The sequence below is a fragment of the Flavobacterium sp. 103 genome, from assembly GCF_003096795.1.
GTDB lineage: Bacteria > Bacteroidota > Bacteroidia > Flavobacteriales > Flavobacteriaceae > Flavobacterium.
In genome coordinates this window covers 867,886-882,988 of the sequence record NZ_QENX01000001.1, presented here as the reverse complement: position 1 = coordinate 882,988, position 15,103 = coordinate 867,886, and the positions used below count along the sequence as shown (strand labels likewise).

General features: G+C 32.9%; 13 protein-coding genes. 6 read left to right on the top strand and 7 right to left on the bottom strand.

Annotated features, from left to right (window positions below):
- Nucleotides 1–197: 197 nt before the first annotated feature.
- The 3 genes from C8C85_RS03585 (at nucleotide 198) to C8C85_RS03575 (ending at nucleotide 2,859) form a co-directional block, all read left to right on the top strand.
- Complete coding sequence (locus tag C8C85_RS03585) at nucleotides 198–1,580, top strand: MATE family efflux transporter (RefSeq protein WP_116795864.1); 1,383 nt, start codon at nucleotides 198–200, stop codon at nucleotides 1,578–1,580.
- A 68-nt stretch (nucleotides 1,581–1,648) separates the two neighbouring features.
- Entirely contained in the window at nucleotides 1,649–2,557 is a 909-nt protein-coding gene (locus C8C85_RS03580) for a prohibitin family protein (RefSeq protein WP_116795863.1), read from the top strand.
- 71 nt (nucleotides 2,558–2,628) lie between these two features.
- Nucleotides 2,629–2,859 carry a hypothetical protein gene (locus C8C85_RS03575; protein ID WP_116795862.1) on the top strand — a complete coding sequence of 77 codons (231 nt, stop codon included), beginning with the start codon at nucleotides 2,629–2,631 and terminating at the stop codon, nucleotides 2,857–2,859.
- Between the two features lie 255 nt (nucleotides 2,860–3,114).
- Here C8C85_RS03575 and C8C85_RS03570 read toward each other — a convergent pair whose 3' ends face one another.
- The 3 genes from C8C85_RS03570 to C8C85_RS03560 are packed head-to-tail and all read right to left on the bottom strand — an operon-like array spanning nucleotide 3,115 to nucleotide 6,075.
- Entirely contained in the window at nucleotides 3,115–4,749 is a 1,635-nt protein-coding gene (locus C8C85_RS03570; protein ID WP_243412041.1) for an ArnT family glycosyltransferase, read from the bottom strand.
- The gene (locus C8C85_RS03565) at nucleotides 4,730–5,362 is read right to left on the bottom strand and encodes a lipid-A-disaccharide synthase N-terminal domain-containing protein (RefSeq protein ID WP_116795861.1); all 633 of its coding nucleotides are present in this window, start codon (nucleotides 5,360–5,362) and stop codon (nucleotides 4,730–4,732) included. Before C8C85_RS03565 ends, C8C85_RS03570 begins: the two co-directional genes overlap by 20 nt.
- On the bottom strand, nucleotides 5,362–6,075 hold the full coding sequence (locus tag C8C85_RS03560) for a glycosyltransferase family 2 protein (protein WP_116795860.1): 714 nt from the start codon (nucleotides 6,073–6,075) through the stop codon (nucleotides 5,362–5,364). Before C8C85_RS03560 ends, C8C85_RS03565 begins: the two co-directional genes overlap by 1 nt.
- 631 nt (nucleotides 6,076–6,706) lie before the next feature.
- On the opposite strand from C8C85_RS03560, the gene C8C85_RS03555 reads away from it, so the two are divergent.
- Nucleotides 6,707–8,647: an LTA synthase family protein gene (locus C8C85_RS03555; protein ID WP_116795859.1), complete on the top strand. Its 1,941-nt coding sequence runs from the start codon at nucleotides 6,707–6,709 to the stop codon at nucleotides 8,645–8,647.
- 67 nt (nucleotides 8,648–8,714) lie between these two features.
- On the opposite strand, the gene C8C85_RS03550 is transcribed toward C8C85_RS03555, so the two are convergent.
- Nucleotides 8,715–10,337: an ArnT family glycosyltransferase gene (locus C8C85_RS03550; RefSeq protein WP_116795858.1), complete on the bottom strand. Its 1,623-nt coding sequence runs from the start codon at nucleotides 10,335–10,337 to the stop codon at nucleotides 8,715–8,717.
- Nucleotides 10,338–10,672: 335 nt separating this feature from the next.
- Between C8C85_RS03550 and C8C85_RS03545 the strand changes: the two genes are divergently transcribed.
- Entirely contained in the window at nucleotides 10,673–11,614 is a 942-nt protein-coding gene (locus C8C85_RS03545) for an NAD-dependent epimerase/dehydratase family protein (protein ID WP_116795857.1), read from the top strand.
- Nucleotides 11,615–11,695: 81 nt separating this feature from the next.
- On the opposite strand, the gene meaB is transcribed toward C8C85_RS03545, so the two are convergent.
- The 3 genes from meaB to C8C85_RS03530 form a co-directional block, all read right to left on the bottom strand.
- Nucleotides 11,696–12,784 carry a methylmalonyl Co-A mutase-associated GTPase MeaB gene (meaB, locus tag C8C85_RS03540; RefSeq protein ID WP_116795856.1) on the bottom strand — a complete coding sequence of 363 codons (1,089 nt, stop codon included), beginning with the start codon at nucleotides 12,782–12,784 and terminating at the stop codon, nucleotides 11,696–11,698.
- Between the two features lie 93 nt (nucleotides 12,785–12,877).
- Nucleotides 12,878–13,519 (bottom strand): NAD(P)-dependent oxidoreductase, encoded by a 642-nt coding sequence (locus C8C85_RS03535; RefSeq protein WP_116795855.1) that lies wholly within the window; start codon nucleotides 13,517–13,519, stop codon nucleotides 12,878–12,880.
- Nucleotides 13,520–13,576: 57 nt separating this feature from the next.
- Complete coding sequence (locus tag C8C85_RS03530; RefSeq protein ID WP_116795854.1) at nucleotides 13,577–13,984, bottom strand: RrF2 family transcriptional regulator; 408 nt, start codon at nucleotides 13,982–13,984, stop codon at nucleotides 13,577–13,579.
- 149 nt (nucleotides 13,985–14,133) lie between these two features.
- Here C8C85_RS03530 and C8C85_RS03525 point away from each other — a divergent pair, with 149 nt between their 5' ends.
- Nucleotides 14,134–15,045: an AEC family transporter gene (locus C8C85_RS03525; RefSeq protein ID WP_116795853.1), complete on the top strand. Its 912-nt coding sequence runs from the start codon at nucleotides 14,134–14,136 to the stop codon at nucleotides 15,043–15,045.
- Nucleotides 15,046–15,103 lie beyond the last annotated feature (58 nt).

Genomic DNA, 15,103 nt, shown 5'->3' with positions numbered 1-15,103 from the left:
TTGGTTCTGTTTATTTGTATCAGAACTACCCTGCAAATGTAAGGTTAGGATTTGCCGGGAATGTTATAGAATTATTGCTTACTGTTATAGAATTACTTGATTTACGCAAAAAATATCTAAAAAACGGATGTTATATTTTTAATACTGTTGATGCAATTGAAAGCTTCTATTTATCTTTGCTGACTTAATAAATTAAAATGAACGTTGAACAATACACTAAAGAATTCTCATATAATATAAAATTGGCTTATCCCGTGATTCTAGGAATGCTTGGGCATACTTTGATCGGAATTGTGGATAATTATATGGTTGGAAATTTAGGGTCAACTGAGTTGGCCGCAGTTTCTTTGGGGAATAGTTTTATCTTTTTGGCTTTGTCTATAGGGATAGGTTTCTCTACAGCTATAACACCATTAACTGCTGAAGCCGATGCTGAGAAAAGCGATAAGAAAATCAGAACTACATTTCACCATGGTTTGTTGTTGTGCACGATTCTCGGTGTGTCGTTGTTTATATTGACTGTGTTGTCGAAGCACTTGATGTATTTTATGAATCAGCCTCCAGCTGTGGTTGCACTAGCGGCACCTTATATTGATTGGGTTGCTTTTTCTCTAATTCCGGTTGTGATGTATCAAGGATATAAGCAATTTGCCGATGGATTGTCTTTGACTAAATATTCGATGTATTCTATTATTTTGGCCAATGTGGTGCACGTGTTTTTTAACTACGTATTGATTTATGGTTTTTGGATTTTTCCAAAATTGGGAGTTGTAGGGGCTGCTTTAGGAACTGTAATTTCCAGAATTATGATGGTGGTTTTTATGCATTATCTGATGAAGCACAATGCCATTATGAAACAGTATTTTAAAAATTTCACTTTTAAAGAAATAAAAAAATCAATCGTTAAAAAGATTATTGGACTAGGTTTTCCTTCGGCTATGCAAATGTTATTTGAGGTGACTTTGTTTACGGCGGCAATTTGGCTTTCGGGCACATTGGGAAAAAATAGTCAGGCAGCAAATCAAATTGCTTTGATACTGGCTTCGTCAACATTTATGGTGGCAATGGGTTTGAGTGTTACGGCCATGATTCGGGTGAGTCATTCCAAAGGGTTGGCGGACTATAAAGGCCTGATTATCGTTGCGCGATCTATCTTTTTATTGGCGGTAATGATTGAAGCTTTTTTTGCTTGTATTTTTGTTGTTTTTCATAATTTCTTGCCGCATTTGTTTTTGAATATGAATGATCCTGCTCAGGTTTTGGATAATAAGGAAATCATTTTCATCACTTCGAAATTATTGTTGATAGCTGCTATTTTTCAAATTTCTGATGGAATTCAAGTAGTTGTTTTGGGTGCTTTGAGAGGTTTGCAAGATGTGAAAGTTCCAATGTACATTACTTTTGTGGCCTATTGGATTGTAGGTTTCCCAATTTCTTTTTATTTGGGAAAATATACCGACTTAAAAGCGGTTGGTGTTTGGATTGGCCTTTTGGCAGGTTTGACTGCAGCGGCTCTGTTTTTGTATATTCGTTTTGCTCGTTTGACAAAAAAGCTGGTTCTTGAAAATTCAGGAAAATAAGTGTTTGTAAGAATGTAACTTATAATTGGTTTTAACGTATAATCAACGTACCAATTAAAAACTATAAAATGATACTATTTATTATTCTTGGAATAATTTTACTGATTGTTGGATTTGCATTAAGCCACAATGTTAATCCGTTTTCTAAATTTACTGGTCTATTAAGGATTATTGGATTTATCCTAATCGTTTTAGGAATTTTTTCTTCAATGTTTAAGCAAATTGACGCTGGGCAAGTAGGAGTGAAGTCTCTTTATGGAAGTGTGGATTCTGATGTATTGGAAAGCGGTTTACATGTTATCAATCCGCTTTTGGACATTACCACATTTGATATTCAAACACAAAATTACACGATGTCTGCTGTTCACGGCGAAGGCGCACAAGCAGGAGATGATGCCATTCGTGTTTTGTCTAACGACGGACTTGAAGTAGTTATTGATTTGACTGTTCTGTATCGTGTGGTTCCTACCGATGCACCAAAGATTTTTAAGACTATTGGTGTGGATTATACCGATAAAATAGTAAGGCCAATTACTAGAACACGAATAAGAGACAACGCTGTTTTTTATGATGCTGTGGCTTTGTATTCGACCAAAAGGAATGAGTTTCAGGCACGAATTTTTAAGACTATTGAGTCTGATTTTAAAAGCAGAGGTTTAGTTTTGGAACAATTGTTAATTCGAAATATTGATCTTCCAATTTCGGTAAAAAAGTCGATAGAAAGTAAAATTAATGCCGAACAAGATGCTCAAAAAATGACTTTTGTTCTTCAAAAAGAAAAACAAGAAGCCGAGCGAAAAAGAGTAGAAGCACAAGGTATCGCTGATTATCAAAGAATTATTTCTCTGGGATTAACCGATAAACAATTGCAATACGAACAAATTAAAGCACAAAAAGAGCTGGCAGCTTCACCAAATTCTAAAATTATTTTTATGAATGGAAAGGGAAGTGCACCGGTTATTTTGTCTGATAAATAAAATTTTTGGTTAATCGGTTATTTGTTTAACCGTTTAACCGAATAAACAAATAAACGATTAAACTTAAAAACATGGAATTACCAAAATTTTTACTGGGAGATAATACTGATTTTCCAGATGATATTTTTATCATTCACTTGGATTACCCAAGATTCATCATCAATTTGAAAGATGATGAGGTTGAATTTATGGAAGAGGCAGAAGACCTTGATGAAGCTGAATTAAACGCCGAAATGGAAGGACTGATTGTTCTTGCCAATGAATTTTATGATAGAGAAATGGAACGTTACGAGAAAGAATAATTATTTCGCTTTATTCCAAAGTAGACAGCATATATTTTTAACCATATAAGTCATTTAAGTTTAAAATAAAATAAAAACAGTTTGTCAAGTGGACAAAAAGCGCAAATAAGTAAATAATGTTCTTTATAATGTTCTTTACTTTTGCTTAAATGAAATTTTGGCTTTGCTTATTTTTTTTCAATCGAACAGCTTATATGACTTATATGTTTCAATTAAGTACTCAATAGAAAGCCGTTGTTTATAGAATTAAGCCAATTATTTCTTCATAACGATATAGTATATGCGAACCAATCGTTCATTGTGCTTTTTTGTATCTTTTGGAACATGATTCAAATCGATATACGAAACTTTTTTTAGATTGTAATTCTGAAATTCTTTTTTAGAATTAACACTATCTTTTTCCAAAGCCAATAAACCAAATTTACTCTCAGCGGGTAAGTTTAGTTTGTTGGTTTCTTCATTTAATAATATGGGGATGCTAAAACCATAATCCCAAATAATTTCGGGTGTAAACGAACTTAACTCATAAGTTCGAACGCCAAAAACTTTTTCTTTTTCCCTAATTGCTTTTGCACTGGCATAATCAGGATTTTTTAAAATCAATTCAGTGAATGGTATTCCAAAAACTATGACGGCTACCTGAACAGCTATTACCGCATAGAATACTTTTATGAAGTTTTTATTTCGAAGATTTGTAACAAGAACATAACCTATTGCCAATAACGATAAACTCAAGGCAATTAGCCAAAATTCAAATCCTGCTATTTCATTTTTTACTTTAATGAAAATCCCAACAGGAATGGCAATGCAAATGATTCCTATAAGCCCAAAAGCAAAATAAACAATTCCTTTTTCCTTTTTTAGACTGATATTTTTGAAATTGTTAATCAAGTATTCAATATAAAATCCTGTGTTCAAAGCCATCGGAATTAAAACAGGCAATAAATATCTTGATTTTTTTTCGGGTACTATCGAAAGTAAAACCACAGAAGCCAACGTCCAGATTAATGTAAATTGATAAGCTTTTAAATTGCTGACTTTGCTTTTTAAATACGGATAAATTAAAGCAATAAATGCAGGGACTGTCCAAATACCGCTTTGGGTAAAAAAGCTCCAATAATAATAAAAAGGTCTGGTGTTGTAATTTCCCCATCGGCTGCTTTCTATTTTGGTCACTTTTAAATAGGTTGCAGGATCTGCCCATTTGACATACAATGGCCATGATAAACCGATGATTATACCCAATAGAAGAATAAGTATAAGGTACATTTTTTTGTCTTTTAATTGAAACTTATAAGTGAAACCATAAGCAATTAAAAAAGGCAATAATAAGGCATAAACTGAAATTGGTCCTTTGCTTAAAAAAGAAAATCCAAAAAACAATCCTGCCATGACAGCATTAAAAAGAGGTTTCTTTGAACCATTCAATAAATCCCAAATGAACAGTATGCAAACGACCATAAAACTGTGGGTGTACATGTCCCATTGATTGTCTCTTCCTGCGAAATAAATATAAAAAGAAGTAATCAAAATAAGTCCGTTGTGGAAACTTTGCTGTTTGGACAAACCTAATTTTTTAGAAAATTTATAAACTCCAAATACAAGTAATAATGTAATTAACGCAACAGGGATTCGCATTCCATAAATACTGTCAAATCCAAAAATAATTCCGGAAACAGCCGTTAGCCAGGTTGGTAATGGTGGCTTTTCATAACGTGGTAAATCATTGAGGGTTGTCAGTATCCAATGATTATGAGTTGCCATTTCTCTTGCAGTAATAAAGTTTCGAGCTTCCATGATGTTCACTTCGATAACATCTAAATGCGGGAAAAGCATCAAGCAGGCTATAACAAAAAGCCAAAAAGTGTAATTATGAATTAATTTTGACATCCTTCTTTATGATTATTATATTTCTAGTATAAATGACTAATCCTATGGCGTGACCTGCTAATAATACTGGATCTTTTCTGATTATGGCATAAATGAATATGATAAGGGATCCAGTCAAACTAATGATCCAAAAGCCTAATGGCAATACGGAATCTTTTTTCTTTTCAGAATAAATCCATTGATAGACAAAACGTAATGTAAACAATACTTGCCCTATTATTCCTGTCCAAAGCAACCATTTAGGAATTGCTTCATTTCTTAATAAATTGTCCAAATCATAGACATTATTATTATAAGAATACCAAACTATAAAAGCAGGAAATAAAAGAATGAACCACCGGAGTGCCACATGTATTTTCTTCCAGTCATTTTGCAGTTGAATGTTTCTGATGTAAATGTAATAAGTGATTGTCTGTCCTAACATAATTGAGAAATCATGTCTAAAATAACCGTAAACAAACAATAAAAAAGAAGCAAATAAACTGATTTCCCAAAACAAAACAGGAGTCAATACCTTTTTGTTTTTTTCGGAAATAATCCATTGCAATATCATTCTGCTCGAAAATAAAATTTGAGCAATGAATCCTATGGAATAAATGATGATGTTGTTCATTATCCTTGTTTTGCTACACTATAATTGATGTATTTTTTCTTCATCCACAAATAAGCAAAACAATCTTGCAATGGTCCCAATAGTCGATTCCAAAGATTGAATTTTGAAACCCCTGCCACTCTAGGGAAATGTCTAACTGGAGTTTGCTTGATTTTACCATTTTGCAACAAAATCATGGCTGGTAAAAAACGGTGTAATCCATTGAACATTGGAATTTTTTTGGCCATATCCGTGCGGATTATTTTTAAGGGACATCCTGTGTCGTCCATGCCGTCATCCGTAAAAGCTCTTCGGATGCCGTTGGCTATGGTGGATGACATATTTTTGGTAAAGGAATCTTTTCTGTTGGAGCGTACCCCAGTTACAAGGTCATATTCTCCAGTATATTCCATTAGAATGTTAAAATCTTCTGGGGCTGTTTGTAAGTCGGCATCAATATAACCAACCCAAGGAGTGTCTGTATAATCAAAACCGGCTTTGATGGCGGCACTTAAACCAGCGTTTTTTTCGAAAGAAATAAAAGTGAATTCTTCGTTGTCTTTGCAGATTTTTTCAATTAATGCTTGACTGTTGTCTTTGGAGCCATCATTGACAAATAGGATTTTTGTCTTTTTCTTCGAAATGGACAAAAACTGTTTCATTTCTTGATGCACACGATCTAGGTTATCCTCTTCGTTATAAACAGGTATAATGATTGTTAATTCAAAATTCATATTTAGGATAGTTTTTACAAAAGTATTTAATTTTATGAAGATTCAGGTTGTTATTTCATTAAAAATACAAAGGTTAACGTTTAGATTTAATTTTTTTTATCTCTAATGGGCAACCTTTTTTTTGGCAATTCGCAAGTATATAAGTTTGACTGTGAAATTTGTTTGGACAGTTCATGTAGTTTTTTCGTTTTTAAAGTATTCTAACTTAAAATTTGAATCAATTCCAAATTTTATTCTTCAAATAACTCTTTCGAGTGGTTTTTATTTTGATCAATAATTGAAATATTTGAAAGTGTTTCGTTTTTGTTAAGCTCGTTTACTAATGCAGTATAACATAGTAAGGCTGGTTTGTTTAGTGTAAGTAATAGTTGTTTAATTAGTTATGATAAAAAGCATTGTAGGAATGATTGTTTTTTGAATTTTCAAGGCTGTTTTACAGCTTTATTCCTCGCTATGATTTTAATAAATTTTGAACGGAATTATTAGATAAACAAAGCTATATTTGCCCTCCAAAAATAAGGGGTTAAGACGTGTAGTTCAATACTTACTAGTCCTTCAAAATTCAACCGCTTTTTTATAATTTTATTAATCGTTTAAGATTCAATTGCTCTTAAATTTTAAATTTTTGTTAATGAGAAAATTCAATTTTCTAAAACCTATTTTGAATTTCATTTTATTTGGGTTACTCATAATGACGTTAAGTCGCTTGTTCTTGTTTTTTCTTTTTGAGGACAGAGTTGTAGAAACTCATAATTATTGGTATATTTTCCCTATTGGTTTACGAATGGATTTGATACTGTTGTGTTATATTTCGTTTCTTCCAGCGCTTTTAATTACTTTTTTGCCAAATAAATGGATCAGATTCACCAATAAATTTTTGGTTTGTTATAGTTTTTTATTTCTTTTTCTAATTCTTTTTATCGAATTGGCGACTCCAGATTTTGTTAAACAATATGATACAAGACCAAACAAAATATTTTTGGATTATCTGATTTATCCACGAGAAGTTGTTGGAATGCTTTTAAAAAGTTATTTGATTTCGATAATTGTTACTTTTTCAATTTTAGGAATTGCTTTGTATTTTGCTATCAAAAAAGGTAAAGAGTTTTTTTACACCAAGGATTCAGATTATAAAAGCAAATTGACAATATTTCCTTTGGTTGCTTTTTTATTGTTTTTTGGTGCTCGTTCCAGTCTTGCTTCCAAGCGACCGATTAATGGAAGTAATGCTGTTTTTTCGACGGATCAGTTGACAAATTCTTTAGGCATAAATTCATTTTATACCGTTGCATTTGCTGCTTATTCTCTCAAAAACGAAGCAAATACGGAGATGTATGGCAAAATGGACAAAGCCGAAGCGATTGCTCGTGTGAAAAAATATATGACTGTAGACGAGAATGAATTTAGTACTCCCGAAATTCCTTTTCTTCACGTTCAGAACCCGAAAGTACTTTTGAAGAGGCCTTATAATTTAGTGGTTTTTTTACAAGAGAGTCTGGGTGCAGAATATGTGGGAAGTTTAGGGGGAAAACCTTTAACTCCAGAATTTGACCGTCTTTCAAAAGAAGGACTTCTTTTTACAAATTTATATTGTACAGGAACCCGCAGTGTTCGTGGAATTGAAGCAGTAATTACAGGATTTCTTCCATCACCATCAGAGAGCGTTGTGAAATTAGGAGGGTCTCAGCAAGGATTTTTTACTTTGGCAGATGCTTTTAAAAGAAAAGGTTTCGAGACTAGTTTTATTTACGGAGGAATGTCAAATTTTGACAATATGGCTTCGTTTTTTAACGGTAATAGTTTTCAGGATATTGTAGATCAGGATGATTTTGATTCTGATGGGAATAAATATGCTTTCAAAGGTACTTGGGGGTATTCTGATGAGGATTTGGCAGTAAAGGCTAATAATTATTTCAAAAGTAAAGGAGATAAACCTTTCTTTTCTCTAATGTTTTCAACTTCAAACCATGAACCGTTTGAATATCCTGCTGGAAGAATCAAACATTATGATAAAAAAGCGGCAACGGTTAACAATGCTATGAAATATGCTGATTTTTCAATTGGTAAATTCTTCGAAATGGCTAAAAAAGAAGCCTATTTCAAGAATACTATTTTTATTGTTATTGCAGATCATAATACACGAACATACGGCAAGAATTTAGTTCCAATCAATAAATTCCATATTCCGGCATTGATATTGGGACCTGGTGTGCCAAAGGGTAAAGTGTACAGTCGATTGGCAAGTCAGATCGATATTCCACCTACTTTGTTAAGTTATGTTGGAGGTCAGTTTGAAACGCCTATGGTTGGTAGAAATCTAAATGGTAATCAGCCTGTAACTAAAGGAAGAAGCCTAATGCAGTTTAATGATATCAACGCTTTCCGAGTTGAAAATAATGTGGTAATCATGCAACCCAATTTGAAGCCGCTACAATTTAAAATCAAAAATGATACTACTTTCATTCCGGTTAAATTGAATGAAGAATTTGCAAAAGATGCTTTGGCGCATGTTATAGTGGCGGGAGATTTGTATAAAGAGAAAGAATATAAGTCGAGGGATGTGAAAAAATAATTTTTCATTTCTGTTGAAAACAAAAAGTCACTAAAGAAGAAGTTTCGTCTTTAGTGACTTTTTGTTTTTAATTGTAATAAAGTATCCATTTGTTAAAATATTTTTTATTTCTAAAAGGAGTAATTGCTGTTTTGATGTATTGGGGTAATGTTTCTTTTTTTCTCACCAAGAAAACTGTGTTTTGTGTTTTGAAATCGGTTTTGAATCGCTTGATTTCTTTGTTTTCCTCCAAGTTATAATAGGTTTTTCTATAGTTTAAATTTTGTTCGAATTGGACTTCTCTTTTGCAAGTGTAATTTCCATTATTAAGTGTAATTATGTTTTTATCGGTATAAAAAGACATGGACGGAACCAGATAATTATATACGTACACTTTTTTTGTTTTCAATGCTGTCACAAAAGTAGCGATAGGTTTTACGGAGTTGATGAGCAATTCGTTTGACCTCATTAAACAAGTTGAGAAAACCAGTAAAGAGATCGTGTTTATTAGAAGTGTATATAGGTTTTTGTTGAACCAGTTATCATTCTTTATACCAAAAATGCTAACTAACATTCCGGATAGCAAGATCAAAACATAAGGAAGTTCAAGTTCGACTTTGTGAATTAGGATAGCTACAAAAATGGCACTAAACAATAGAGTAAAATAGCCGTATAGATAAATCGTGAATTTTTTCCAATGGATTTCATCTAATCGAACCAAATGAGTTGAAGCAAACATTATCAGAAAAGGCAGAGAGGGTAAAACATAGAAAATCAGTTTGGTTTTGAATAGTGAAAAAATTAAAATAATTATGAAAAAGGAAGTCAATAAAATTTTTCCTTTTACAACTGTGGTGCCTGCTTTTTTTACAGACAGAAAAATATATATAACCCAAGGGAACAGAGACAAAGGAAGAAAAACGATATAATACCAAAAGGGCTTTCCTCTATTGAAAGCATCGTTTGAAGCAATTCTTTGGTAAAGTTGATTGCTGGTAAAGTAATCCAAAACCATTGGGTTTTCTTTTATAACGGCCAAATACCACCAACCGCAGGAAATAAAAAACACTACGATTCCCCAAAAATCATATACTGAAAATTTGATTCTTTTTTTGTTGTAATAAAGCCAAGTTAATTGAAAGACAAAAACTGGAATAAGCACCAATGGACCTTTTGTGAAGAAACCCAGTGAAAGTGATAAATAAAATAGGAAAAAGAATTTTTTTTCATCTAAATAGCGAAGCCAAAAATAGACTGACATCATGACAAAGGTGTTCAGGTAGGCATCGGTGGTTAAATTACGGACAGATGCTAAAACCAAAGGAGTTGAAAAATATAAAACGACAGATAGTAAGGATGTTTTTTTGTCATTAAACAAAAGTTGAGAGGTTTTGTAAATCAGAATCAATTGGACCAAAAGCGCAATTGATAAAAAGAAGCGCGCACCAAATTCATTAATTCCAAAGATGGCGTAGCCTAAGGCGGTTATGTAATATGTAAGTGGCGGTTTGTGATAATGTGAAATTCCCATTTTTCTGGGATGAATATAGTCGCCAGATTCAAACATTTCTTTGGCGATTTCTGCATAACGGGCTTCACTTGTTTCAGTAAGCCCCCATGCTCCGAGCTGAAATAGAGTAACGAGAAAAATAGCTATCAAGATTAAATTGACGGGCTCTCTTGAAATTAAGATTAAAAATTTATTATTCATTATAAAATGAAATTTTGGGTTAATAAAAATTTAAGTGTTGAATCGTTTTTTTAGTATTGTTGATAATTTATTAAAGCGGTAGTGCTATTTATTGGCTTTTTTTTAATGTTATTTTAAGAAATCTTATTGTCTCTGAATGAAATAATTAAATACATGATAATGACCAAGTTACATATATTTTTTATTAATACGGATTGTTTTACAAATATTTTTTATCACGTACTATTGTATTTGTTTATCTTTGTTTTGATTGAATAACTGAAAAGTTTTTTGGTTGAAAATAGAATTGAGATTTAAATTATTTGCTACCGATATTAATCACTAAAGCTTAGTTTATGAGAATTTTAATTACTGGTGCTGCTGGATACATTGCTTCACACACAGCCGAGCGACTGCAATCTCTAGGTCATGAAGTAGTTGGTTTGGATAATTTTTCAGATTATTATGATGTTTCTTTGAAGAAGTTGAATGCGAGCGTATTGTATGCTAAAGGAATTGAAATTGAGGAGAAAGATTTGAGGTTTGCAGAACAGCTTCAAGAATTGCCAACTGATTTTGATTATGTTTTTCATTTTGCTGCTCAACCTGGGATTTCTGCTACTTCCAGTTTTGAAGATTATTTGGGAAACAATGTAATTGGAACCAAAAACTTACTCGATTTTGCCTTAAAAAATAAAAACTTAGCTCTTTTTGTAAATATTGCCACATCTTCCATTTATGGAATTCATGCCACTTTTGATGAAACTGTAGCACCATCACCCGCTTCTTTTTATGGTGTGACTAAACTGGCAGCTGAACAATTGGTTTTGGCAAGCAGTAGACTTGGGCAATTGAAGGCATGTTCTTTGCGTCTGTATTCAGTTTATGGACCACGTGAAAGGCCAGAGAAGTTATATACAAAATTAATTGCGAATGCTTTCAATAACGTTCCATTTCCTTTGTTTAAAGGGAGTGAGCATCATTTGCGAAGCTTTACTTATGTTCAGGATATTGTCGATGGCGTAGTGAGTGTAATTGGAAAGGAAGAGGTGGTCAATAATGAAATTATCAATTTAGGTACCGAGGAAGAAAATACAACTCAACAAGGAATTGAAATTGTTGAGCAAATATTAAATAAAAAAATTGATTTGCAAATTGTTGAAGCCAGGACAGGGGATCAATTGAGAACCAAAGCTGTAATAGACAAAGCCAGAAGATTATTGGACTATAATCCTAAAACCAGTTTGTACGATGGTTTGAAAGCACAAGTACAATGGTATCAGGATAATTTTTTATAGCATATCGTTTTATAAACAAAAAACTGCAAAAGCTTTCAATTAGCTTTTGCAGTTTTTTGTTTGATGAAATATTATTCAGTACTATTTTTTAAAGTAACTGTCCAATAAAATTTGAGCTGCCGAAAAAGGGGATATTTCATTATTTTGCACCGCTTTTTTTGTTGAATCCAATAATTGATTTATGTCTGGCTGATTGTAGAAATGGCTTTTTAATTGATCATTAATGGTTTCCATCATCCAAAATTGATTTTGTTCCTTGCGTTTTTCTACAAAATAATGATTAGAATTTACCAAGTCAAGATAATTTAAAATAGTTTGCCAAACGCCACTAATTCCTTCTTGGGTCAAAGCACTACAAGTTGCAGTAGTTGGAATCCATCCTGATTTTTTTGCCGGAAAAAGATGTAAGGCCCTGTTGAATTCTACTTTTGCCAATTGTGCCTTTTTAATATTATCACCATCGGCTTTGTTGATAATAATGGCGTCGGCCATTTCCATAATCCCCCTTTTGATTCCTTGAAGTTCATCTCCTGCTCCTGCAATTTTTAGCAATAAAAAGAAATCGACCATACTATGAACAGCCGTTTCGCTTTGGCCTACACCTACCGTTTCAATGAGAATAACGTCAAAACCACAAGCTTCGCAAAGTGTTATAGTTTCTCTTGTTTTTCTTGCAACACCGCCTAAAGTTTCTCCAGATGCCGAAGGGCGAATGAATGCATTTTTGTCTTTTACCAATTCTTCCATTCGGGTTTTATCACCTAGTATGCTACCGTGAGAAATAGTGCTGCTTGGATCAACCACAAGAACGGCTACTTTTTTGCCCAAACTCGTTAAGTATTTTCCAAAAGCTTCAATAAAAGTGCTTTTCCCAACTCCTGGTACTCCCGTGATTCCTATTCGAATTGATTTGTTGGCATGAGGCAAACATCCGTTTATTACTTCGCTTGCTTTCTCCAGATGCGCAATATTAGTACTTTCAATTAATGTGATAGCACGGCTGAGTGCCGTTATATTTCCTGCCAAAACCCCATCAATCAATTCTTTTGCGGAAGGTTGTTGCTTTCTTGATATTTTGATTTGGTGTATAGCGCTGGAACTGATGATTTCTGGAGGCGAAATACCAGCTTTTTCATTTAAAGCGCTTGGATTATTTTTTTTGGTTGACAAAATAATTAATTTTGATAGTAAAAGTAATCAAAACAAAAACAGTTTCAAAAGACGAATCCTTGAAACTGTTTTATTGTTGAACTATTTGACTTCTTAATACGCTGCGGTAAAACGAACTTGATGGTGTTTTGGATTTTCTGCTTCATCAGCGATGACAACTGCTAAATCTTCTACTGAAAGTATGCTTCGTTGCTCTTCGTTAAAAACTGGATTTTCTAATCCCAATCGATATTTACCTGTTCTTCCTGTAGTTATTCCTTGGTGCATTTCGAAAGCAGGACTGAAAAAAGCCCAATCCAGCTCTTTTTCTTCTTTGAGAATATTTAAATAATCTCTGGCTGCGGTTGCTCCTGCATGATACTCTTTTGGGAAGTCAGGAGTGTCAACGGCTTGTAAATTTGGCGCAACAAATAAACTTCCGGCGCCACCAATAGTGATAAATCTTTTTACGCCAGATTTTTTTACAGCTTCTTGAATTGATTTGGATCCATTGATGAAATCATCATAGATGTTAGGGTTAGTCCAGCCAGGATTGTAAGCATTTATTATAACATCATTCCCTTTTAAAGTTTCTGCTAATGCGTCTGTGTTAAAGATATCTTCTGAAACCCAATTTGCTTCGGTATCTGTTTTTGGGTTTCTTGCAATAGCAGTAAGTTGATGGTTTCTGCTTGCTAATTCATCTAAAATTGCTGAGCCTACAAATCCTGTGGCTCCAATAATTGCGATCTTCATAGTTATATGTATTTAAAAGTAATAAAAAAAGTTACAGTTTAATTTAAAAAAATAGTATTAAAACTTATTGGCAAAATCTTCCAATGTAATTTCGTTCAATTGTATATTGATTGTCTTGTTAATATCGTCATATAAGTTTTCTAAATTTTTGTTGATTTGTTTCCCAACAGGGCAATCAGGATTTGGTTCATTTTTGGAAAAACCTAATGTAACGGTATCAAAAGTCATTTTGAATATGGCATTCAAACTAATTTTTGATGCTGATTTTAATAATCTTGTGCCACCATTTTTTCCTTCCTTACTTTCTACAATATGATTTTTTTTAAGGTTCGCTATCTCTTTTCTAACCAAAACAGGATGTACGTTCATACTGCTAGCTATAAAGTCTGATGATAAATATTCATCAGGGAATTTAGAAAGCAATGTTAGAATATGTATTGTGATGGCAAATTTACCTGAAATCATACTGTAATAAAATATATTGCAAATATATGATTTATATTTGATTTGGAGTTGTTTGATTTGTTAAATAAATTTTTAGGTTTATTTTCTTTTAATTTATTCCTTTTGGGTTTAGAATTTTTTAGTGGTATTTTTGTCTTCCATTTCATGCGATGAATAACTTTATACTCATTTTTGTTTTCTTATTTTTAGGCATTGTTTTACAGAGGATAAAGCAAATACCCAAAAATGCGCATAAGATTCTAAATTGGATTGTCGTCTATATTTGTCTTCCCGCATTAGCATTATATTATATTCCGAAAATTAAATGGGACAATCAATTATTGTTTCCCATTGGGGTGGCTTGGATAGGATTTGTAATCTCATATTTCTTTTTTAGTTACTTAGGAAAAAAAAGAGGTTGGCCAAGAAAACTCATCGGTTGTTTGATTATTTGTGCGGGACTTAGTAATACCTCTTTTTTAGGTTTTCCGATAATTGAGGCTTTGTATGGAGAAGAAGGCTTGAAAACTGCTATTATAGTGGATCAGCCAGGATCTTTTGTGGTACTTTCTACTTTGGGTGTTTTAGTTGCAACGGTCTATTCTAAAGGGAATTTGAGTAGTGTGCAAATTGCCAAAAAGATTGCTTTTTTTCCTCCTTTCATTACTTTCTGTATTGCGTGTTTGATGAATGTCTTTCAATTCGATTTTCAGGAGTGGGGGCAGTTGTTGTTAAAATCGGTGGGGAGTGCTGTGACACCTTTGGCATTACTTTCGGTGGGATTGCAATTGCGTTTTGAAAAACGCAGTATGCATTGGGATTTCTTAGGATTGGGATTATTTTATAAACTAATTTTGACTCCCGCCATTATCTATTTTTTATATGTGATAGTACTACATCAACATTCTAAAGAGATTGAAGTTGCGATATTGGAATCGGCAATGGCGCCGATGATAACTGGCTGTATTTTGGCTTCTACGTATGGTTTGAAACCTAGACTGAGTAGCATGATGATTGGTTTTGGTATCCCCATTTCATTTATAACCTTGATATTTTGGGTTATTATGATGCGTTTTATATAAGAATGCTTTGAAATATATTCTTTGTTGAAGTAGTTGTTTTTTTATTTAATTTTAAGGG

Coding starts and splice junctions, on each gene's coding strand:
- C8C85_RS03550 (WP_116795858.1), bottom strand. CDS start 10,337: ATGAATAATAAATTTTTAATCTTAATTTCAAGAGAGCCCGTCAATTTA.
- C8C85_RS03585 (WP_116795864.1), top strand. CDS start 198: ATGAACGTTGAACAATACACTAAAGAATTCTCATATAATATAAAATTG.
- C8C85_RS03555 (WP_116795859.1), top strand. CDS start 6,707: ATGAGAAAATTCAATTTTCTAAAACCTATTTTGAATTTCATTTTATTT.
- C8C85_RS03575 (WP_116795862.1), top strand. CDS start 2,629: ATGGAATTACCAAAATTTTTACTGGGAGATAATACTGATTTTCCAGAT.
- C8C85_RS03525 (WP_116795853.1), top strand. CDS start 14,134: ATGAATAACTTTATACTCATTTTTGTTTTCTTATTTTTAGGCATTGTT.
- C8C85_RS03560 (WP_116795860.1), bottom strand. CDS start 6,075: ATGAATTTTGAATTAACAATCATTATACCTGTTTATAACGAAGAGGAT.
- C8C85_RS03580 (WP_116795863.1), top strand. CDS start 1,649: ATGATACTATTTATTATTCTTGGAATAATTTTACTGATTGTTGGATTT.
- C8C85_RS03545 (WP_116795857.1), top strand. CDS start 10,673: ATGAGAATTTTAATTACTGGTGCTGCTGGATACATTGCTTCACACACA.
- C8C85_RS03570 (WP_243412041.1), bottom strand. CDS start 4,749: ATGTCAAAATTAATTCATAATTACACTTTTTGGCTTTTTGTTATAGCC.
- C8C85_RS03530 (WP_116795854.1), bottom strand. CDS start 13,984: ATGATTTCAGGTAAATTTGCCATCACAATACATATTCTAACATTGCTT.
- C8C85_RS03565 (WP_116795861.1), bottom strand. CDS start 5,362: ATGAACAACATCATCATTTATTCCATAGGATTCATTGCTCAAATTTTA.
- C8C85_RS03535 (WP_116795855.1), bottom strand. CDS start 13,519: ATGAAGATCGCAATTATTGGAGCCACAGGATTTGTAGGCTCAGCAATT.